At 56.7% G+C, this 19,747-nt stretch carries 19 protein-coding genes; 12 read left to right on the forward strand and 7 right to left on the reverse strand.

Features of this window, described 5'->3' with window-relative positions:
- Nucleotide 1: 1 nt before the first annotated feature.
- A complete protein-coding gene (locus IFU29_RS00910) occupies nucleotides 2-1,270 on the reverse strand; it encodes an MFS transporter (RefSeq protein ID WP_191932249.1) in 1,269 nt (422 codons plus the stop codon).
- A gap of 103 nt (nucleotides 1,271-1,373) precedes the next feature.
- Between IFU29_RS00910 and IFU29_RS00915 the strand changes: the two genes are divergently transcribed.
- The 3 genes from IFU29_RS00915 to bioD all read left to right on the forward strand — a co-directional run bounded on the left by IFU29_RS00915 (nucleotide 1,374) and on the right by bioD (nucleotide 4,502).
- Nucleotides 1,374-2,273, forward strand: a complete 900-nt coding sequence (locus tag IFU29_RS00915) for a LysR family transcriptional regulator (RefSeq protein ID WP_191932250.1) — start codon at nucleotides 1,374-1,376, stop codon at nucleotides 2,271-2,273.
- A 223-nt stretch (nucleotides 2,274-2,496) separates the two neighbouring features.
- Nucleotides 2,497-3,714 (forward strand): sugar metabolism global transcriptional regulator Mlc, encoded by a 1,218-nt coding sequence (mlc, locus tag IFU29_RS00920; RefSeq protein ID WP_191932251.1) that lies wholly within the window; start codon nucleotides 2,497-2,499, stop codon nucleotides 3,712-3,714.
- Nucleotides 3,715-3,836: 122 nt separating this feature from the next.
- Nucleotides 3,837-4,502: a dethiobiotin synthase gene (gene bioD / locus IFU29_RS00925; protein ID WP_191932252.1), complete on the forward strand. Its 666-nt coding sequence runs from the start codon at nucleotides 3,837-3,839 to the stop codon at nucleotides 4,500-4,502.
- Between the two features lie 50 nt (nucleotides 4,503-4,552).
- Here the strand turns inward: bioD and IFU29_RS00930 are convergent, their stop codons facing one another.
- Nucleotides 4,553-5,947: a glycoside hydrolase family 1 protein gene (locus IFU29_RS00930; protein ID WP_191932253.1), complete on the reverse strand. Its 1,395-nt coding sequence runs from the start codon at nucleotides 5,945-5,947 to the stop codon at nucleotides 4,553-4,555.
- Nucleotides 5,948-5,967: 20 nt separating this feature from the next.
- Nucleotides 5,968-7,851 carry a PTS beta-glucoside transporter subunit IIABC gene (gene bglF, locus IFU29_RS00935; protein WP_191932254.1) on the reverse strand — a complete coding sequence of 628 codons (1,884 nt, stop codon included), beginning with the start codon at nucleotides 7,849-7,851 and terminating at the stop codon, nucleotides 5,968-5,970.
- 341 nt (nucleotides 7,852-8,192) lie between these two features.
- On the opposite strand from bglF, the gene zntB reads away from it, so the two are divergent.
- The 5 genes from zntB (at nucleotide 8,193) to dbpA (ending at nucleotide 12,849) form a co-directional block, all read left to right on the forward strand.
- Nucleotides 8,193-9,176 (forward strand): zinc transporter ZntB, encoded by a 984-nt coding sequence (zntB, locus tag IFU29_RS00940; protein WP_191932255.1) that lies wholly within the window; start codon nucleotides 8,193-8,195, stop codon nucleotides 9,174-9,176.
- Nucleotides 9,177-9,458: 282 nt separating this feature from the next.
- The gene (locus tag IFU29_RS00945; protein WP_191933142.1) at nucleotides 9,459-9,608 is read left to right on the forward strand and encodes a hypothetical protein; all 150 of its coding nucleotides are present in this window, start codon (nucleotides 9,459-9,461) and stop codon (nucleotides 9,606-9,608) included.
- 181 nt (nucleotides 9,609-9,789) lie between these two features.
- On the forward strand, nucleotides 9,790-10,683 hold the full coding sequence (gene ttcA / locus IFU29_RS00950) for a tRNA 2-thiocytidine(32) synthetase TtcA (RefSeq protein ID WP_191932256.1): 894 nt from the start codon (nucleotides 9,790-9,792) through the stop codon (nucleotides 10,681-10,683).
- An 89-nt stretch (nucleotides 10,684-10,772) separates the two neighbouring features.
- Entirely contained in the window at nucleotides 10,773-10,910 is a 138-nt protein-coding gene (locus tag IFU29_RS00955; RefSeq protein WP_191932257.1) for a hypothetical protein, read from the forward strand.
- A 559-nt stretch (nucleotides 10,911-11,469) separates the two neighbouring features.
- The gene (dbpA, locus tag IFU29_RS00960; protein WP_191932258.1) at nucleotides 11,470-12,849 is read left to right on the forward strand and encodes an ATP-dependent RNA helicase DbpA; all 1,380 of its coding nucleotides are present in this window, start codon (nucleotides 11,470-11,472) and stop codon (nucleotides 12,847-12,849) included.
- 67 nt (nucleotides 12,850-12,916) lie between these two features.
- Here dbpA and IFU29_RS00965 read toward each other — a convergent pair whose 3' ends face one another.
- On the reverse strand, nucleotides 12,917-13,204 hold the full coding sequence (locus tag IFU29_RS00965) for a putative quinol monooxygenase (protein ID WP_191932259.1): 288 nt from the start codon (nucleotides 13,202-13,204) through the stop codon (nucleotides 12,917-12,919).
- 117 nt (nucleotides 13,205-13,321) lie between these two features.
- Nucleotides 13,322-13,978: an MgtC/SapB family protein gene (locus IFU29_RS00970; protein ID WP_191932260.1), complete on the reverse strand. Its 657-nt coding sequence runs from the start codon at nucleotides 13,976-13,978 to the stop codon at nucleotides 13,322-13,324.
- 181 nt (nucleotides 13,979-14,159) lie between these two features.
- Between IFU29_RS00970 and IFU29_RS00975 the strand changes: the two genes are divergently transcribed.
- A complete protein-coding gene (locus tag IFU29_RS00975) occupies nucleotides 14,160-14,432 on the forward strand; it encodes a putative hemolysin (RefSeq protein ID WP_191932261.1) in 273 nt (90 codons plus the stop codon).
- 114 nt (nucleotides 14,433-14,546) lie between these two features.
- Here the strand turns inward: IFU29_RS00975 and IFU29_RS00980 are convergent, their stop codons facing one another.
- On the reverse strand, nucleotides 14,547-15,542 hold the full coding sequence (locus IFU29_RS00980; protein ID WP_191932262.1) for a 2-hydroxyacid dehydrogenase: 996 nt from the start codon (nucleotides 15,540-15,542) through the stop codon (nucleotides 14,547-14,549).
- Nucleotides 15,543-15,733: 191 nt separating this feature from the next.
- Here IFU29_RS00980 and IFU29_RS00985 point away from each other — a divergent pair, with 191 nt between their 5' ends.
- Genes IFU29_RS00985 through IFU29_RS00995 form a run of 3 tightly spaced genes read left to right on the forward strand, consistent with a single transcriptional unit; the run spans nucleotide 15,734 to nucleotide 18,876 of the window.
- Nucleotides 15,734-18,364 (forward strand): YdbH family protein, encoded by a 2,631-nt coding sequence (locus IFU29_RS00985; protein ID WP_191933083.1) that lies wholly within the window; start codon nucleotides 15,734-15,736, stop codon nucleotides 18,362-18,364.
- On the forward strand, nucleotides 18,348-18,539 hold the full coding sequence (locus IFU29_RS00990; protein WP_191932263.1) for a YnbE family lipoprotein: 192 nt from the start codon (nucleotides 18,348-18,350) through the stop codon (nucleotides 18,537-18,539). Before IFU29_RS00985 ends, IFU29_RS00990 begins: the two co-directional genes overlap by 17 nt.
- A gap of 13 nt (nucleotides 18,540-18,552) precedes the next feature.
- Nucleotides 18,553-18,876, forward strand: a complete 324-nt coding sequence (locus IFU29_RS00995; RefSeq protein WP_191932264.1) for a YdbL family protein — start codon at nucleotides 18,553-18,555, stop codon at nucleotides 18,874-18,876.
- 65 nt (nucleotides 18,877-18,941) lie between these two features.
- Here the strand turns inward: IFU29_RS00995 and IFU29_RS01000 are convergent, their stop codons facing one another.
- Nucleotides 18,942-19,547 (reverse strand): FMN-dependent NADH-azoreductase, encoded by a 606-nt coding sequence (locus tag IFU29_RS01000; protein ID WP_062743373.1) that lies wholly within the window; start codon nucleotides 19,545-19,547, stop codon nucleotides 18,942-18,944.
- Between the last annotated feature and the right edge of the window lie 200 nt (nucleotides 19,548-19,747).

A 19,747-nucleotide genomic window follows, 5' to 3' on the forward strand; every position in this document is an offset into this window, starting at 1 on the left:
ATCAGAGTTTTTTACCCCGCAGGCGGGCGCCCGCCAGCAGCGCCAGTATCAGCAGGGCGGAGATAAAGGCGGTAATGCCGTGCCAGCCAAAGTGATGCCAGAATACGCCGCCAAGCGTTCCTGCCACGCTGGAACCCAGATAATAGCTGAACAGATACAATGAAGAGGCCTGTCCTTTGGCGCGCCGTGCGCGCGCGCCGATCCAGCCGCTGGCCACGGCATGCGCCGCGAAAAATCCAGCGGTAAACAGCATCATGCCCGGCAGGATCAGCCAGAGACTCGTCGCCAGCGTCACCAGCAGTCCGGTGAGCATCAGCGCGGTTGAAAACAGCAGGACCGCAGCGCGGCCATATTTTGCCGTCATTGCGCCGGCCTTGGGTGAGCTCCATGACCCGGTCAGGTAGACCACCGACAGCAGCCCGACGACCGCCTGGTTCATTGAATAGGGCGGTGAAAGCAGCCGGTAGCCAATATAGTTAAACAGCGTGACAAAAGCTCCCATCAGCAGGAAACCTTCGGCAAACAGCAGCGGTAATCCGCTGTCACGCCAGTGCAGGCGAAAGTTGATCAGCAGGCTGCGGGGCCTGAGCGAGGCCGCGCGAAAATGGCGGGAGGGCGGCAGGATTTTCCAGAACATCAGTGCGGAGGCCAGCGCGCAGCAGCCGATCGCCATCACAGCCACCCGCCAGCTGGTAAAATCGGTGATCACCCCGCTGAGTAATCGACCGCTCATGCCGCCAATGGAGTTCCCGCTGATGTACAGGCCCATGGAAAACGCCACCACGCTTGGGTGGATTTCTTCGCTCAGATAGGTCATGCCCACAGCGGCCACGCCGCTTAGGGAGAGTCCGATCAGCGCGCGTATCATCAGTATGCCGTGCCAGCTGGTCATGGTGGCAGAAAGCAGGGTGAAAATCGCCGCCAGCATCAGGGCGGTGACCATCACCGACTTACGTCCGACCGCATCGGATAACGGGCCGGTGATCAGCAGGCCCAGTGCCAGCATCCCCGTAGAAACCGACAGGGAAATACTGCTGGCCGCCGGGGAGACGCCAAACTCCTGCGACAGCACGGGAAGGATCGGCTGTACGCAGTAAAGCAGGGCGAAGGTCGCCAGACCGGCGGAGAACAGCGCCAGCGTGACGCGCATAAACTGAGGGGTTCCGCGTTTTATCAAAATATTCTTATCCGCGGCTGGCTGGCCGGAGAGGGCGGGAGTGGCCCGGTCAGCAGAAGCGGGCGGTCTGACGGCAGGCGATGAGCGGTTCACAACGGTTCCTTAGCAAGTTCATGGGGGGATGACGTTGTAAAGGGTAAGAAACTGAGATTATGATGTCTAATATATTAATAATCTCGAATGATATGTTAAACCTATGAATATAGAGCTGCGCCATCTGCGCTATTTTGTCGCCGTGGCGGAAGAACTGCATTTCGGCCGGGCTGCCCAGCGGCTGAATATTTCGCAGCCTCCGCTCAGTCAGCAAATCCAGATTCTGGAAAAGGAAACTGGCGCTCGCCTGCTGGCCCGAACCAACCGCAGCGTGCAGCTGACGGCCGCCGGGAAGCAGTTTCTGCAGGATGCCCGTCAGATCCTGCAGCAGGTCGAACAGGCCGCCGATAAAGCCTCCCGGCTGCATCGCGGAGATGAAGGGGAGCTGCGTATTGGTTTCACCTCCTCGGCCCCCTTTATTACCGTGGTCTCCGATGCGTTATTCACCTTTCGCCAGCGCTTCCCTGCGGTGCATATCCAGATGCAGGAGATCAACACCCGCCAGCAGCTGGCCCCGCTCAGCGAAGGACGCCTTGACCTGGGCGTTATGCGCAACACGCTGCTGCCGGAAAGCCTCGATCATCAGCTGCTGCTGCGCGAGCCGATGTTCGCGCTGGTTCACCGCGCCCACCGTCTTGCCGGCAGGCCGCGTATTGCACTGAGCGAGCTGGCGCAGGAACCGTTTGTCTTTTTTGACCCGCAGGTGGGGACCGCGCTGTATGGCGAAATTCTCGACCTGCTGGGGCGTTACCAAATCCAGCCCGACATTGCTCAGGAAGTGGGCGAAGCGATGACCATTATTGGCCTGGTGTCTACCGGACTCGGCGTCTCTATTCTTCCCGCTTCGTTTCGCCGCGTGCGGCTGAGTGACGTGGTGTGGATACCCCTGACCGAGCAGGATGCGCAATCGGAAGTGTGGCTGGTGTGGTCCCGGCAGCGGGAGATGCCGGCGGTGGTCGCCTCCATGATGAAACTCTTGCTGCCGTTACCGCAGCATAAATAGCGGAAAACATGAGCAGGTGAAGGTGGTTTATGTGCGGCAAATCACATATCGAATCAAATATTTGACGCCATCTGATAAGTGTTTCACCATGAGCCGGATGCTTTATTTTGAAGCGCGAAAATAAGAGCCGATCGGTCGGCCATCATCGTCAGTTTCTGACGACTGTCGGTTGGTTCAGAAAAGCGACAAACGCTGTTTTGACGGTAATAAGCGGGAGTAGGGTGTGATTGCGGACAGTCAGCCTGGCCATATTGACCAGATTAAACAGACTAATGCCGGAGCGGTGTACAGACTGATTGATCGGTTTGGCCCTATCTCGCGTATTGAGCTGTCAAAAAAAGCGCAGCTGGCTCCGGCCAGTATCACCAAAATCGTGCGGGAGATGCTGGAAGCCCACCTGGTGCAGGAGACAGAGTTTCAGGAGCCCGGAAGCCGTGGCCGCCCGGCCGTCGGACTGCTGCTGGACACCCAGGCCTGGCATTTCCTTTCCGTGCGCATCGGCGCTGGCGATATCACACTCGCCCTGCGTGACCTCAGCAGTAAAATGGTGGTGGAGCAGCAGTTTGCTCTGCCGGCGCAAGACGCACTGCCGTTGCTGACCCGCATCATCCAGCAGATCGACCAGTTCTTTATCCATCACCAGCACAAGCTGGAACGCCTGACCGCCATTGCTATCACGTTGCCGGGCATTATGAACAGCCAGACCGGGATTGTGCACCGGATGCCCTATTATGACGTGGACGATATGCCGCTTGGCCCGTCGCTGGCCAGCCACACCGGTCTGCCGGTCTATATTCAGCATGATATCTGCGCCTGGACGATGGCCGAGTCGCTGTTTGGGGCCTCGCGGGATGCCCGCGATGTCCTCCAGGTGGTGATTGACCATAATGTGGGCGCGGGGGTGATCACCGGGGGGCGCTTGCTGCACGGTGGCAGCAGCACGCTGGTGGAGATCGGCCATACCCAGGTCGATCCGTGGGGCAAACGCTGCTACTGCGGCAATCACGGTTGCCTGGAAACAGTAGCCAGCACGGACAGCATGCTGGAGCTGGCCGCGCAGCGGATGCAGGCCTCCATGAGTTCCACGCTGCATAATCAGTCGTTAACCATTGATGCCCTCTGTGATGCCGCGCTGGCCGGGGATCAGCTTGCCTGCGACATCATTTCCGGCGTGGGTAACAGCGTGGGGCGCATTGTGGCGGTGATGGTCAACCTGTTCCATCCGCAGAAAATTCTCATCGGATCGCCGCTTAACCGGGCGCAGAGCATCCTTTACCCGGCAATAGTGACCTGTATTCGTCAACAGGCCTTACCCAGCTACAGTAAAGCTGTCAGCGTGGAACCCACCGCCTTTATTAATCTGGGCACGATGCCGGGGGCAGCGCTGGTCAAAGATGCGCTCTATAACGGGTCATTGTTAATCAAACTGCTACAAGGCTGATAAATTCACTAAACATTGCGCTAACGCAATCTCCGACCGGCGGCACTCCCCTACAATTTTCGCTCATTTACCGAGTATGAAAATTATTAATGAGGCCAGGCTGTGCCTGTCGGAGTCATCCCATGTTGAAACGTTTATTTGTCACTGGAACCGATACTGAAGTAGGAAAAACGGTGGTATCGCGCGCGTTGTTACAAAAGCTGGCGACAAACAATAAACGCGCCGTAGGCTACAAACCGGTTGCTAAAAGCAGCCAGCAAACGGAAGAAGGACCACGCAATAAGGATGCCCTGGTTCTTCAGGGTTCTTCATCCGTACAGTTGCCGTATCAGGCGATTAATCCCATCACCCTGCTCGACGATGAGATCAGTACCAGCGCAACCCCGATCAGTTACGCAACCTTAAGCCACGGGCTGCATGCCCTGAACGATCAGGCTGACTATATTGTGGTGGAGGGGACCGGCGGCTGGCGCAGTCTGATGAACGATCTGCGTCCGCTGTCTGACTGGGCGGTTCAGGAACAGCTGCCAGTGGTGCTGGTGGTCGGCATTAAACTGGGCTGCATCAGCCATGCGCTGCTCACGGCGCAGGCGGTAATCAACGACGGTCTGCCGCTTTTAGGCTGGGTGGCTAACCGGATTAACCCCGGCCTGGCGCACTATGCAGAAATTATTGATGTGCTGCGGGATAAAATTCCGGCTCCTCTGCTGGGGGAGTTGCCCTATCTGCCCCGGGCAGAAACGCGTGACCTGGCCCACTATCTTGATCTGACCGCGCTGGATTTATAACGTCGACGGAGCCCGCCCCTGCCAAACGGCTGGGGTGGGCCCCGGTGGGATTACTTCAGTGATCCCCCGTGCGTTTTGATCACGTTCTGATACCAGAAGAAACTCTTCTTACGGCTGCGGGCGAGGGTGCCGTTCCCCTGGTCATCCCGGTCAACATAGATAAAACCGTAGCGCTTGGAGAACTCGGCTTTTGAAGCGCTCACCAGGTCAATCGGGCCCCAGCAGGTGTAACCCAGCACCTCAACACCGTCTTCAATGGCTTCCCGGACCTGCACCAGATGATCGTTCAGGTAGGCAATGCGGTAATCATCATTGATGCTGCCGTCAGCTTCAACGGTGTCGCGCGCCCCCAGGCCATTCTCCACGATAAACAGTGGTTTCTGGTAGCGGTCATACAGCTCGTTCATCAGAAAACGCAACCCTTCCGGGTCGATCTGCCAGCCCCACTCGGAGCTTTCCAGATGCGGATTCGGCACCATATTCAGAATATTGGCGCGTGCTTTGTGGTTCTGCTCTTCATTGGTGGTCACGCAGCCGGTCATATAGTAGCTGAACGAGATAAAGTCGATCGGCTCGCGCAAATCCTGTTTATCCTGCTCCGTGATCGCCAGCCGGATGCCGTTTTCTTTAAAGTAGCGCGTCATATAGGCTGGGTAGTAGCCACGCGTCTGGACATCGCCAAAGAACAGCCAGTCACGGTTCTGCTTTTGCGTCTCCAGCAGATCGGCCGGAAGTGGACTGAGCGGATAGAGCATCGCCCCCAGCAGCATATTGCCGATTTTTGCATCCGGTATGATCCGGTGACAGGCCTTTACCGCGCGCGCACTGCCCACCAGCTGATGATGGATAGCCTGATAGACGGCCTGTTTATCGCTGTCTTCCGGCAGACCTACGCCGGTAAACGGTGCGTGGAGCGACATGTTGATTTCATTGAAGGTCAGCCAGTGCTTCACTTTCTCTTTGTAGCGGGCGAACACCGTTTCGGCATAGTGGACAAAGCAGTCGATAGTTTTACGATCTCCCCAGCCGCCGTACTTCTTAATCAGTCCGTACGGCATTTCATAATGGGAAAGGGTGACCAGCGGCGCGATATTGTATTTCGCCATCTCGTCAAACAGGCGGTCATAGAAGGCCAGCCCGGCCTCATTCGGCTGGCTTTCATCCCCTTCGGGGAAGATCCGCGTCCAGGCAATGGAAGTCCGCAGCACGGTAAAGCCCATTTCTGCGAACAGCCTGATGTCCTCCGGGTAGCGGTGATAAAAGTCAATCGCCACGTCCTTAATGCCAAAATCTCCCTCCTGACGCACCACGCGCTGACCAAAGATACCCTGAGGCTGTAAATCAGAGGTGGAAATCCCTTTGCCATCGGTCTGCCATGCGCCTTCGACCTGGTTTGCGGCAACGGCGCCACCCCAGAGAAAATGTTGTGGGAAACGTTGTGTCATTGTGCTCTCCTTATAAATGATTATTTAATCAGCGTCAGCAGCGGCTCACCGGCGGCCACTTCCTGCCGTGGGCTGGCGGCCAGCACATCAATGTAGTCTTCACTGTTACTGATCAGTACCGGTGTGGTGAGGTCATACCCCGCCGCCCGGATCGCCGGGATATCGAATTCCAGCAGCAGATCACCGACGCGCACGGTGTCGCCCTGGCTGACGTGAGCGGTAAAGTGCAGGCCATCGAGTTTGACGGTGTCGATGCCGACATGGATCAGGACTTCAGCGCCGTTGTCCGCTTCCAGTCCAATGGCATGGCGGGTGCGGAACAGGGACGCCACGGTACCGTTTACCGGGGAAAGCACACGGCCTTCCGTCGGCTGGATCCCCATGCCTTTTCCCAACAGGCCGCTGGCAAACGTTTCATCCGGCACCTGCTCCAGCGCCACGACAGCACCGCTCATCGGACTGGATAGCGTCTGCTTATGCAGCAGATCGGGACTGGCAGCGGCAGCCGGAAGGTCCGTCGTCACAGCCTCTGCCTCTTTCACCGCCGGCAGCCCAAACAGCGCGGTGGCGAGGGCCGCGAAAATAAAGGCGATCAGCGCGCCGACGATGGCGGCGACAACGCTGGCATCAAAACCGGTTTTTGGCACCACCTGGCTGAAGGTAAACACCGAGGGCAGGCCAAATGAATAGCTGGTGGTGTGGAAGAAGCCGAGTACAGCAGCCCCCATGGCACCACCGATGCAGCCAAAGATAAACGGACGACGGTTCGGCAGGGTGACGCCGTACACGGCAGGTTCGGTAATACCGAACAGGCTGGCGCTAAAGGCCGAAGCCGCAATCCCTTTCAGCTTCACATCCCGGGTACGCAGCAGCACGCCAAGTGTCGCCCCGGCCTGGCCCAGAACTGCGGGCATCAGCAGCGGGAGGAGGGTGTCTGCGCCGTGAATAGCAAGGTTATTGAGCATGATCGGCACCAGCCCCCAGTGCAGGCCGAAGATCACACAGACCTGCCAGAAAGCCCCCATAAAGGCCCCGGCGAAGGTCGGGCTGAAGCTGTAGGCATGCAGATAACCCGCTGCGAGCATCTGGCTTACCCAGGTGGCGACCGGGCCTATCAGCATAAAAGTGACCGGAACGACAATGGCCAGACAGATCAGCGGCGTGGTGAAGTTACGCACCGACCCCGGCAGGCGGCTGTGTACCACGCGTTCGATCAGGCAGGAGAACCAGGCAGCGAAGATAATCGGGATCACGGAAGAGCTGTAGTTAATCAGGATCATCGGGATACCGAAAAAGTGCAGCGGAGGACTGCCCGCCTGAGAGGCGGTAAACGCGGCCATCATCATCGGGTGTACCAGCGCGGCACCGATAATCATGGTGGTGAACGCATTGCCGCCAAATTTCTTCCCGGCGGTATAGCCGAGCAGAACAGGCAGGAAGTAGAACACCGCATCCCCGGCCGCAGAGAGAGTGATATAGGTCCCGGTGGTTTCTGACGTTAAGCCACAGGCCAGCGCCAGCGCCAGCAGGCCCTTAAGAATACCGGACGCGGCCATCACGCCGACAAACGGGGTGAAAATTGCGGAAACGATGTCAATAAAGCGGGCAAACAGCGACCCCTTGTCCTGCGTGTCTTGCTGGTCGTCATCGCCCTCGCTCAGGCCCGCCGTCGACAGCAGCGCCTGATACACCTCGCTGACATGGTTGCCAATCACCACCTGATACTGGCCGCCACTTTCTACCACCATAATCACACCGGCATTGGCCTTGAGCGCAGCCGTATTGGCTTTTCGGCTGTCTTTCAGTTTAAAGCGCAGGCGGGTGGCGCAATGCACCACCGAACTGACGTTCTCTTTACCGCCCACTCCCTGCAGGATCTCTTCTGATAAAAGCTGGTACTTCATCGTATGCTCCTGGTTCCGACATCGTTGTCTGTGGCCCGTTAGTGAATTCAGGCCAAAAAAAAACCTAAACTGCTTCAACGTCGCCGGCATGGCGCATCAAAGCAGTTTAGGTTTTGCCTGAAAATCAGTAGCAATCCTGTGTATGTTGCAGCGATATTTCCTTAGTCGCCGTGGGTTAGCAAGGGGGGCGGGCAGGAATAACTGTTTTTCGTGACGGGGATCGACTTTTAACGGCCGGGCTGCCGGCGGCAATCCTGCGGCAGACGGCGATAGCACATTTTGCAACTGGCGTCCTTCAAGCTAGACTGTATCGCATTGATTAGGTTAAGGGTGATACAAACGTGGAAGTCATTGCGGGTAAATCATTACAGGTCTCAGATGCGATCATTTCGTGTCAGCTGGATGGAAAGGGCGGGTTAATCCCGATTGACGACAGCGATGTGCTGACCTGTGACAGGCCGTGCTGGCTGCACCTGAATTATACCCATCGTGAAAGTGCGGACTGGCTGGCATCTACCCCGCTGCTGCCGGACACGGTGCGCGACGCGCTGGGCGGAGACAGCATGCGCCCGCGCGTTAACCGCCTGAGCGACGGCACAATGATTACGTTGCGCAGCATTAATCTTAATAGCGAATCGCGGCCGGAGCAGCTGGTGGTGATCCGCGTATTTATTAATGAAAAGCTGATCGTTTCCACCCGGCAGCGCAAAGTGTTTGCCATTGATGAAGTGCTGACCGACCTGAAGAACGGCATCGGCCCGGTAGACGGTGGCAGCTGGCTGGTGGACGTCTGTGATGCGCTGACCGACCACACCAGTGAGTTTATCGAGGAACTGCACGATAAAATTATCGAGCTGGAAGACGCGGTGGTGGATCAGCAGGTGCCGCCGCGCGGTGAGCTGGCGATGATCCGCAAGCAGCTGATTATTATGCGTCGTTATATGGCCCCACAGCGTGACGTGTTTTCCCGTATTGCCAGCGAACGCCTGCCGTGGATGAGCGATGACGATCGCCGCCGGATGCAGGATATTGCTGACCGTTTAGGGCGAGGGCTGGACGATCTGGATGCCAGCGTGGCGCGCACCGGCGTACTGGCCGATGAAATCACCACGGTGATGGCCGAGGCCATGAACCGCAGAACCTATACCATGTCACTGCTGGCGATGGTTTTCCTGCCGACGACTTTTCTTACCGGGCTGTTTGGCGTCAATCTGGGGGGGATCCCCGGCGGTGAGTGGCGCTACGGTTTCCCCACGTTCTGCATGCTGCTGATGCTGCTGGTTATTGGCGTTGCCTGGTGGTTACGGAAACGTAAATGGTTGTGATAAATAAGAATATGTGAGGCAGGGATGGGGCAATAACGTGACGAAAGCTGATCGACGTCAATAAATTCTGGTGTCGATCAGGGCAAACTCTTTCTCGCAGGTGAATGCAACGTCAAGCGATGGGCGTTGCGCTCCATATTGTCTTACTTCCTTTTTTTGAATTAATGCATAGCACATTTGATTCGTACAAGGCCGGCCTAACCGCCGGCTTTTTTTTGCGCGTTTGCCAGCGCCGTCAGATGTCCTACGCTTACTATTCCTACACTGTATGAGGAGGAAGACATGTTAACTAACCAGATAACGTCGATTCGCCTGTCAGAACCACTAAGCGACCCCGTTCCCGTGCCGGGCCCGACGCCGATACCTCAGCCCTTACCCGATCCGCCACCGGCCGATCCCCATCCGATTATTGACCCACCACCTTACCAGTAACGTCGTGACCCGGCCCGGGCTGGCTTAAGGGCGGGCAGAGACATCCACCCGCCTGCGCCGGACAGCGAGAACCCTCTGTATTTCTGATGTTTCCCGGGCTGGGAAACTTCCGTATAATGGCCCTCCAGACTGTAATCAGAATCACGTCGTTCTAAAGCCATCAGGATCCAGAGAAGTATTTATGAATCAAGTCGATGTACGAAAAGAAACCCTGGAGATGAATAAACTCCAGAAGCGCCTCAGAAGAAATGTTGGCCTTGCCATCACTGATTACAACATGATTGAAGAGAATGACGTTGTGATGGCCTGCATGAGCGGCGGCAAAGACTCGTTTGCTATGCTGGATATTTTGCTGGCGCTGCAAAAAGTAGCCCCCATCAAATTCGAAGTCATTGCGGTTAATCTGGATCAGAAACAACCTGGCTTCCCGGAACATATTTTACCCGCCTATCTCGACAGTCTTGATATCCCTTATTATATTGTGGATAAAGACACCTATTCCGTGGTGAAGGAAAAGATACCGGAAGGAAAAACCACCTGTGGTTTATGTTCACGCCTGCGTCGCGGCACGCTGTACTCCTTTGCCGAGAAAATTGGTGCCACCAAAATCGCCCTTGGCCACCATATGGATGACATCGTTGAGACGCTGTTCCTCAATATGTTCCACGGTGCAAAAATGAAGGCGATGCCCCCGAAGCTGCGTTCTGACGATGGACGAAACGTCGTGATCCGTCCGCTGAGCTACTGCCGGGAAAAAGATTTGATTGCCTGGTCGGAACATAAAGACTTCCCGATCATTCCCTGCAATCTGTGCGGCTCGCAGGAGAACCTTCAGCGGCAGGCGATCAAAGCCATGCTGACCGAGTGGGATAAAAAAACGCCGGGTCGGGTCGACAGCGTCTTTAAGTCGATCCAGAACATCAGCCCAAGCCAGTTAGCCGACAGGGAACTGTTCGATTTCGAGGCCCTGCCGCTGGATCGCAGTGGTGACAGAGCAGAGTATGCCTTTACTGAAGCCACCGTCTCGTCGACCAATATAGATAAATCGCTCTATATAGATGTTGCTAACCTGTAATGGCTGGCGCAGGCATTCATTGACCTGCGTTAATTGAAGGGCGGCGCGCCATCAACTACGCTTAATCATCTCAACGAGAGGAGGGCGTAATGTCACAGGATAAATCAAAGACCAAACCGGAAAAAGATCCGCACCCGGCCAGGGATAATCCCAACGAGCACGGTGAAATTCCGCGCACGCGGGATGACAGCGACGACGATAAAAAAGATCCGTTCAACGATCGCTGATCCCGTCAGTGGCCCGTCCTGTCACCGTTGCTGACAGGGCGGGGTCCCGCTGTTGACGCTTCATTCCTCTTATTTTTTCCCGCCCCAGCACAATCCAATGACGAAATATATTAAACCCCTCAAGTTTTCTGCCCGGATGCCGTTAACACCGTAAGCGTCAGTGCTAATTTTTTCTTCTCAGAGCGCCTGCCCGTCAGGAAAACTCCCTGAGCCTTAACTTACGCCCGGAATGCGAATAAACAGGCGACATTCAGGGCCAGGCTTTACTATAATTGCCGCCGAGACTTTCGTCTTACGCCGTGAGCAGATTGATATAACGGCTAAGAACGAAACGAAGGAGAAGGAATACACATGAAATGGAACCGGAGAAATACCTGGATTGCGATGGTGGCAGCCTGTCTGATTTTCTGGCTGTTAATCGCGTTGGTTTTATCTTAGTCGGACTACATAATACACAGCGCTGCGCGACGTTATCGCCAGCGCTTTTCTCCCCGTCCCTTGCGCTTATCTGCTACAATCAGCGCCATTAATCCTGTCCGTTTTATCAGAGAGTTCTTCCGTGACTGCTTTTTCTACCCTGACCCAACTTCCCGCCAGCCAGATCGAAAATCTTACTGAACTGGGCTACCTCGACATGACGCCGGTACAGGCTGAATCGCTGCCTGCTATTCTTGCGGGGCGGGATGTGCGCGCACAGGCGAAAACCGGCAGCGGTAAAACTGCCGCCTTTGGTCTGGGCGTGATGCATCGCGTAGATGCCAGCCAGTACGTCACTCAGGCGCTGGTGCTGTGCCCGACCCGCGAACTGGCCGACCAGGTGGCTAAAGAGCTGCGCCGTCTGGCGCGTTTTACCGCGAACATTAAAATTCTCACATTGTGCGGTGGCCAGCCAGTCGGCGCACAGCGTGATTCGCTGGTGCATGCTCCGCAGATTGTTGTCGGCACACCCGGGCGTATTCTTGACCATCTGAAGCGTGAAACCCTGAAGCTGGATGGCATCAATATGCTGGTGCTGGATGAAGCCGACCGCATGCTGGAAATGGGCTTCCGCGACGATATCGACAGCATTATCCGCCACTGTCCGCAGGCCCGCCAGACGCTGCTGTTTTCCGCTACCTGGCCGCAGGGTATTGCCCAGATCAGCCAGAGTATTCAGCGCGATCCGCTGACTGTGGAAACGGGCGATGTCTCCGATTTACCGTCTATTGAACAAACCTTCTACGAGGCCGGCCCGCGGGAAAAACTGACCGCGCTGATTGGCCTGCTGAGTGACCGTCAGCCCACCTCCTGCGTCGTGTTCTGCAACACCAAACGGGAATGTGATGACATCGCGTATGCGCTGGAGTCTGCGAACATCAGTGCGCTGGCGCTGCACGGCGACCTTGAGCAGCGCGATCGCGATCAGGTTCTGATCCGCTTTGCTAACGGCAGCTGCCGCGTACTGGTCGCTACCGATGTGGCCGCTCGCGGGCTGGATATCAAGTCCCTGGCGATGGTGGTTAACTATCAGCTCTCTTTTGACCCGGAAGTGCACGTCCACCGTATTGGCCGTACTGCCCGCGCCGGTCAGGAAGGATGCGCGGTTAGTTTTGTCGCCCAGGATGAGATGGTGCGCGCCCATGCGCTGGAAGATTATCTGCAACAGAAGCTGGCCTGGCGCAACGTATCAGAGCTGAAGTCTGTGGCGGCGAAAGCGCTGCCGGCAGAGATGGTCACGGTGAGCCTGGACGGCGGCCGTAAAGCGAAAATCCGACCGGGAGACATTCTCGGTGCCCTGACCGGCGACGGTGGGCTGACCGGCGATCAGGTCGGCAAGATTGATATTGGTCCGACGCAGGCATATGTTGCCATCCGTCAGTCACAGGCGCGCCAGGTGATGGGGCAGCTGAAAGATGTGAAGATCAAAGGGAAATCGTGCCGGGCGCGTTTACTGAAATAAACCGCTGAAGGGAAAGAGGGCGGTAAAGGGTCGATCGTTTGTCACGATCGACCCACATCATGACGGTTTACATTTTCGTGATCACGGGCGGTGCGGCCAGCAGATCTTTTACACCTGCCAGCAGGGCCTGAAAATGAGGCTGCGATTCGTGCAGCTCAATGGCAGCAGCGCTTTTCCAGGTTTCGTGGAACAGGAACAGGTCACTGTTTTCCACGCTGCGGTATAAATCATAATGCACGTTGCCTTCATCAAGGCGGCTCGGGGCCACGCAGCGGTTCAGCACGTCATACAGCTCATTGCCTTTACCGGTTGCCGCAGCAAAGGTGGCCACCACCATAATCGGTTTATCAGACATTTTTCTCTCCTGTAACAAAGTTAAAAACGGTGCAGATGACGTGACGTCAGTCCGTACCAAAACGTAGTGCCTCCAGCCTGGCACGATTCTGCCTGACTGACATGATCTTTTCAGGCTTCAGTGCATTTCTACTGACTGCACGCCTTTGATTTCCAGCAGCACATCATAGAGCTGATGCGGTTCACGCTTTCGTGACAGTGTCACATCTACCATCATTTCACACAATCCACTTTCGGCATCCCGGTTGACCACCGAAACCTGGCCTGTCCGCACCTGCTGGTGCTGTAATGCCATCAGGACCAGCGGCACGCTCTTCGCCTTCAGGTGAAAAATCAGCGTATGGTGGCGGCCAATCAGCCAGTAGCTGATGCGACGAAACGTTTCCAGCACCAGCAGCGCCAGCAGCGTGCCGTAAATGCCAATCTCATACATGCCGCTGCCAATGACCAGGCCGATGGCGGCGGTGACCCACAGCCCGGCAGCGGTCGTCAGTCCTTTAACTACCTGTTTCTGAATGATAATCGTCCCGGCCCCGAGAAACCCCATACCGCTGACCACCTGAGCCGCGATTCGGCTGGGATCCAGACCCACGTGATCGCGGGCCAGAATGTCGTCGAAGCCATACTTTGAGACAATCATAAACATCGCGCTGCCAATGCCGACCAGAATGTGGGTTCGCAGCCCGGCCTCTTTAGCCCGCAGCTGGCGCTCAAGCCCGATCAGGCCACCCAGCGCCCCCGCCAGCGCAATGCGTAATAACAAATCGACAATCATAAAACGGCCCCTCACCGCGCCATTCACTTAACTCAAACAGCTAGTTATAAAATAAGACGGCAGGCTATTGATATTTAGTTGAAGATCATTTTGTAAAAATACGTGACAACTATCGACCTGACAGGGAACGTAGCATATGCTGGCCTTCGCATTTCAGCGCACGTTACCCGGAGTTTACCAGATGAAAGCAGCGACATTTTTGCTGGCGGCAGCCGCTTTATTACTCTCAGCCTGTAGCAGCGACAGTGATAATGAACCGCCTCAGCAGGCGACAGCGGCCCACGTGCCGTCCCGGGTGGTGATGGCTGACCTGGCAGAGAGCGCCTGCTCAAACGCTGGCGGTACGCTGGCGCTGTCCCGCCAGCTGGACGGCAGTTCAGTGGGAATGTGTCAGATGGCGAACGGACGTCGTTGCGGTGAAACTGCGCTGATGAACGGCAGCTGCGCGCGCTGAGTGAGTTAACGTAGTCAGTCAGGGCCCAGGTACCGCTGCGGGAGCCGACCGTTTTTACCGGTCGGCACGCGATGCTCAGCTGAGTGTTCCGTCTTTATCTACAGGCACCGGGGATTAACCGGCATTCAGCACGTTATCGCAGGGTTCGCCTTTTTCCAGCAGACGCAGGTTTTCCAGGGTAGTCTGCGAAATACTGGTCAGGGCTTCTGCCGTCAGAAAGGCCTGATGCCCGGTAAACAGCACGTTATGGCAGGCAGACAGGCGGCGGAAAATATCATCCTGGATCACATCGTTAGACTTATCCTCAAAGAATAAATCACGCTCATTTTCGTAGACGTCCATCCCCAGGGAGCCAATTTTCTGCTGCTTCAGCGCGTCTATTGCCGCCTGGGAATCAATCAGGGCACCCCGGCTGGTGTTGATCACCATTACGCCATCTTTCATCTGGGCAAATGCCGCGCTGTTCAGCAGGTGATGGTTCTCGTCGGTCAGCGGACAGTGCAGGGTGATAACATCGGACTGGCTGAACAGGGTTTTGATATCAACGTACTCTGCGCCCAGCTCCAGCGCCTGTGGGCTGGGGTAGGGATCAAAGGCCAGCAGCTTCATGCCAAAACCTTTCAGAATACGCATTGTAGCAATGCCGATTTTCCCGGTGCCGATGACCCCGGCGGTGCGGCCGTGCATATTGAAACCAATCAGGCCTTCGAGGGAAAAGTTCGCATCGCGGGTGCGCTGATAGGCACGGTGAATACGCCGGTTCAGGGTCATCATCATCCCCACCGTATGTTCAGCCACCGCCTCAGGTGAGTATGCCGGTACCCTGACCACCTGGATACCCAGTTCACGCGCGGCATCAAGATCGACGTTATTGAACCCGGCGCAGCGCAGGGCGATAAACTTGATGCCCAGCTCAGCCAGCTCTTCCAGCACGGCACGGCTGCCGTCATCGTTAACGAAAATACAGACGCCATCGCAGCCCACGGCGTTTTTCGCCGTATGTTCGCTCAGCAGGAAGTCGAAAAACGCCAGTTCAAACCCGTAGTCTTCATTGACCTGTGTGAGGTATTTCCGGTCATACTGCTTAGTGCTATATACCGCAAGTTTCATCGCCGTTTTCCTTTAGCCGTGCGTAAGTAATACAGCAGTGTAACAAGTTATCGGCATTACGGCAGGGGCCGGTGCAGTTAGCTGATGTAAAAAACAGCGAATCACTTGATTAATGGCGAAAAACTTCACCCTGCTGGCTTTCCATGCCATCATTCACAGGATAATCACGGAGTGAAAAGGATATGGCAGCCATGAACCGGGGCTGGAAAATTACGCTTGCGGTACTGATCGTCGCAGCCCTGCTGCTGACCGGTACTTATCTGACCGTCAGCCAGTGGCTTCCCCGCCTGGCGGGCATCTGGCTGCCTGTCAATACCACCATCTCCCTTGACGGTAATCCCCGCTGGCACCAGGGTGCGCTGCACCTGCCGGGTATCCATTACTACGCCGGCGACTGTGAACTGGCCGATGTGCAGGGTGTGGCGCTCGGTTATCACCAGGGTCGCTGGCAGCTTGCCGTTGATACGGCGACCATCCGCTCGGTCTGTGCCAGCGCGCTGGCGGCCGCAGACGATGACAGCGCACCGCGTACGCTGGCGCAGTGGCAGCAGTTGTTACCTGCCGCCAGTGTTACCGTCGGGCAGTTAAGCATTGACCCGTGGCAGACCTGGGCCGGTCAGCTCCAGCTGGAACTGGATCCCCGCCGGCAGCACCTGCATTATCAGGGCAAAAATCTGTCGCTGGATGCCGAACTTAACGGCCAGCAGCTGGCGCTGAACACCCTGACCCTGCAGGCTCCGGGTGTCCCTGAGCCCGTCAGACTGAGCGGAACGCTGACCCTGCCCGCGATCCCCGATGGCGTGCCGGAAAACGGGTCGCTGGAGGGCGATCTGGCGCTGGCCGCCGTGCCGGACCCGTTGCATCTGACGTTAAGCTGGCAGCAGCAGCAGGGATTGCTGGTGGTGACGGCCAGCAAACAGCCTGAGCCGCTGCTGATCCTGCCCTGGTTTATTAACCAGGAAAGCATTTCGGTCCGCGAGGGGCGATGGAACTGGCCCTGGGCCGGACAGCCGCTCTCCGGCGGTTTCGCCTTCACTGCCGATGGCTGGACGCAGGGGCTGGCGGCAACGAAAGTGGCGGGGCGCGTCAACATGCTGACTCAGGGTCGTGGCGGCAAAGGCAACGTGGTGCTTACCCTTGGCCCCGGTCGTCTGGACTGGGTCAACAGCCAGCTGCCGTTTCGCCTGACTGGGGAGAGCAAGCTGGACCGACTGCAATTTTTTGCCGGGCTGCCCGGGGATCTTCATGGGCCGCTGCTCGACCCGCAGGTGCTGATGCGGCCGGGTGCGCTACTGCGTATGAAAGGGCGGCTGCTGTCCACGCTGGAGGTGGATGAGGCACGCTGGCCACTGGCGGGCGTCTCGATCTCCTCGGCCGGGATCGAGGGCCGCCTGCAGGCTATTCTCAGCGCTCATGATGCAGAAACGGGACGTTTTCGCCTGCATCTGGACGGACGTGCCACGGCGTTCTGGCCGGACAAAGGCCAGTGGTTGTGGCGTTACTGGGGTGATGGCTATCTGATGCCACTGGCGGCCAGGTGGGATGTCAAAGGCCACGGGCGCTGGCAGGACCGGTTAATCGAACTCTCGTCACTGTCCACCGGCTTCGATCGGCTGGCTTACGGTAGCGTCACCATGTCTGCCCCCAGGCTGTCGCTGGACACGCCGATTCGCTGGCAGCGAGATCCGGGTGCGCCCTCCTTTAACGGGCAGCTTAACCTGAAAGCGAAAGATACCCGCTTTGGCGGTGGAGGTTACCTGCCTCCCTCGACGCTGAAGCTGGTGGTGAAGGGGCGCGATCCCGCGTGGTTCCTGTTCCGCGGGAGCCTGCAGGCACAAAGAATCGGCCCGGTTCAGGTAGGCGGCCGCTGGGATGGCGACCGCTTGCGCGGCCAGATGTGGTGGCCGGAGCAGCCGTTGACGGTATTTCAGCCGCTGATCAGCCCTGACCTCAAGCTGGCTATTCAGGGAGGGACGCTGAAAGCGCAGGTGGCTTTCTCTGCGGCCAGCGATCAGGGCCTGCAGGCGGGCGGTCACTGGCTGGTCAGTGACGGTAGCGCACTGTTGCCTGGCAATGAATTTGACGGTGTCGATTTCTCATTACCTTTCCGTCTTGAAGATCACCGCTGGTATTTTGGTGCCCGTGGCCCGGTATCGCTGCGTATCCGGGAGATCAAAAACCAGTTTGCCATGCAGAATATCGCGGCAGACCTGCAGGGCTGGTATCCCTGGAGTGCGCGTTATCCGCTTACCTTGAGCGACGTCAGTCTCGATCTGTTAGGGGGAAAACTCAGCCTTGCCAGCCTGCAGATGCCGCAGACGCAGGCCGCGACGATAAAGGTCAGCCACCTCAGCTTATCGGAGCTTGTCACCGCCATGAAAATCAAACAGGTGGCGATGTCCGGACATATTAACGGTGCGCTGCCGCTGTGGCTGAACAACGCCCACTGGCTGATTAAGGACGGTTGGGTGGCCAATAGCGGGCCGCTGACCGTACGCATGGATAAAGACATGGCTGATACGATCAGCAGCAATAACATGGCCGCCGGGATGGCGATTGACTGGCTGCGTTACATGGAAATATCGCGCAGCTGGGCGACCCTGGATCTTGATAACCTTGGCGTGATGAACATGGCCGCTAAAGTGGATGGCACCAGCCGTTTCAGTAACAGAAATCAGCGGGTATCGCTCAATTATACGCAGCAGGAAAACCTGTTCCAGCTCTGGCGGAGCCTGCGCTTTGGCGATAACCTGCAATCCTGGGTGGAACAGAACGCCACCCTGCCGTCGCAAAAGGAAACCAGTGATGAAAGCCCTGACTAACCTGTGGATCGCCAGCGGTACGATCCTGCTCTGCGGGTGCATCCCCCGCATTGAGTTGGCCGCGCCGAAAGAACCGATCACCATCAATATGAATGTCAAAATTGAGCATGAAATTCATATCAAGGTGGATAAGGACGTGGAAGCCTTGTTAAAAAACCAGAGCGGGCTGTTCTGAGGAGAGTGCCAAAATGAAACGATTTTACTGCGGCGTACTGCTGAGTTGTCTGCTGATGTCGCCAGCGGCGATGGCCCTGACGCTCGATCAGGCGCGTGAGCAGGGGCGGGTAGGGGAAACGCTAAATGGCTATATTGCCGCCGTACAACAGGATGCGGAAACCCTGACGCTGGTGAAGCAAATTAACCAAGGGCGAGAGCATCAGTATCAACGTCTGGCGCAGCAGAATAATCTCACCACGCGTGAAGTGGCCGGTATTGCGGGTAAAAAGCTGATAGAGCGGGCGAAAAGTGGGGAGTATGTTCGCGGAATTAACGGTCAGTGGTTACAGAAGTAGCGGTGGCACTGACACAGTGCCACCGCGCAGGTTGAGGAGGGTAAGCTCAACCTGGTCGAACGCTATCAGGCAGTGACAATCTGAGAAATCACTTCTTTCGCATCGCTGGCCGCTTTGGCAGCCACTTCCGGGCCATAACCAATCCCTTCAGCAAACACAAATTGAACATCACTCATCCCCAGGAAGCCGAGGAAAAGCGTCAGGTAAGGGGTCAGCAGATCGCTTGGTGTATCTTTGTGAATGCCGCCACGGCTTGACAGAACCACCACTTTTTTCCCTTTAATCAGGCCTTCCGGGCCCTGCTCGGTGTAGCGGAAAGTCACGCCAGCACGGGCAACGAGGTCAAAGTAGTTCTTCAGCTGCGTTGGGATGTTGAAGTTGTACATCGGGGCGGTGATCACGATGGTATCGTGCGCCTGCAGTTCGGCAATCAGTTCGTTGGACAGGTCCAGCGCTTCCTGCTGACGGGGAGTCAGGGCCGCATCGGAAGGACGCAGTGCGCCGACCAGCTCGCCGTCCAGAACCGGGATCGGATTGGCGGCCAGGTCGCGTTCGGTGACGTCATCGCCCGGATGAGCGGCTTTCCATTCGGAAACCAGGTGGTCGGCCAGCTGACCAGACTGTGAATAACCGGCAAGAATACTTGATTTCAGTACTAATACTTTGCTCATGGCGTTTTTTCCTGTTGTGTCATGCGGATAACGTTCCGCTCAATGCCTGACACTCTACGGATAAATGCCGGACAGTGTAAGTGCGAGTTTTCGATATCAATGTTCGAAAATATTGAATAAGACGAAGGGGGCGGATAAAACGCTAAGTCGCTGTCTGTGCTACACTACGCAAAATTCTGACCCCCTGTTTAATCCATGTT

The organism is Erwinia persicina (genome assembly GCF_014838825.1).
GTDB lineage: Bacteria > Pseudomonadota > Gammaproteobacteria > Enterobacterales > Enterobacteriaceae > Erwinia > Erwinia persicina_A.

Excerpts from the sequence above, each read along its gene's own strand:
- IFU29_RS00915 (WP_191932250.1), top strand. The coding sequence starts at position 1,374 with ATGAATATAGAGCTGCGCCATCTGCGCTATTTTGTCGCCGTGGCGGAA.
- bioD (WP_191932252.1), top strand. The coding sequence starts at position 3,837 with ATGTTGAAACGTTTATTTGTCACTGGAACCGATACTGAAGTAGGAAAA.
- IFU29_RS00930 (WP_191932253.1), bottom strand. The coding sequence starts at position 5,947 with ATGACACAACGTTTCCCACAACATTTTCTCTGGGGTGGCGCCGTTGCC.
- bglF (WP_191932254.1), bottom strand. The coding sequence starts at position 7,851 with ATGAAGTACCAGCTTTTATCAGAAGAGATCCTGCAGGGAGTGGGCGGT.
- IFU29_RS00945 (WP_191933142.1), top strand. The coding sequence starts at position 9,459 with ATGTTAACTAACCAGATAACGTCGATTCGCCTGTCAGAACCACTAAGC.
- ttcA (WP_191932256.1), top strand. The coding sequence starts at position 9,790 with ATGAATCAAGTCGATGTACGAAAAGAAACCCTGGAGATGAATAAACTC.
- IFU29_RS00955 (WP_191932257.1), top strand. The coding sequence starts at position 10,773 with ATGTCACAGGATAAATCAAAGACCAAACCGGAAAAAGATCCGCACCCG.
- IFU29_RS00965 (WP_191932259.1), bottom strand. The coding sequence starts at position 13,204 with ATGTCTGATAAACCGATTATGGTGGTGGCCACCTTTGCTGCGGCAACC.
- IFU29_RS00970 (WP_191932260.1), bottom strand. The coding sequence starts at position 13,978 with ATGATTGTCGATTTGTTATTACGCATTGCGCTGGCGGGGGCGCTGGGT.
- IFU29_RS00975 (WP_191932261.1), top strand. The coding sequence starts at position 14,160 with ATGAAAGCAGCGACATTTTTGCTGGCGGCAGCCGCTTTATTACTCTCA.
- IFU29_RS00980 (WP_191932262.1), bottom strand. The coding sequence starts at position 15,542 with ATGAAACTTGCGGTATATAGCACTAAGCAGTATGACCGGAAATACCTC.
- IFU29_RS00985 (WP_191933083.1), top strand. The coding sequence starts at position 15,734 with ATGAACCGGGGCTGGAAAATTACGCTTGCGGTACTGATCGTCGCAGCC.
- IFU29_RS00990 (WP_191932263.1), top strand. The coding sequence starts at position 18,348 with ATGAAAGCCCTGACTAACCTGTGGATCGCCAGCGGTACGATCCTGCTC.
- IFU29_RS00995 (WP_191932264.1), top strand. The coding sequence starts at position 18,553 with ATGAAACGATTTTACTGCGGCGTACTGCTGAGTTGTCTGCTGATGTCG.
- IFU29_RS01000 (WP_062743373.1), bottom strand. The coding sequence starts at position 19,547 with ATGAGCAAAGTATTAGTACTGAAATCAAGTATTCTTGCCGGTTATTCA.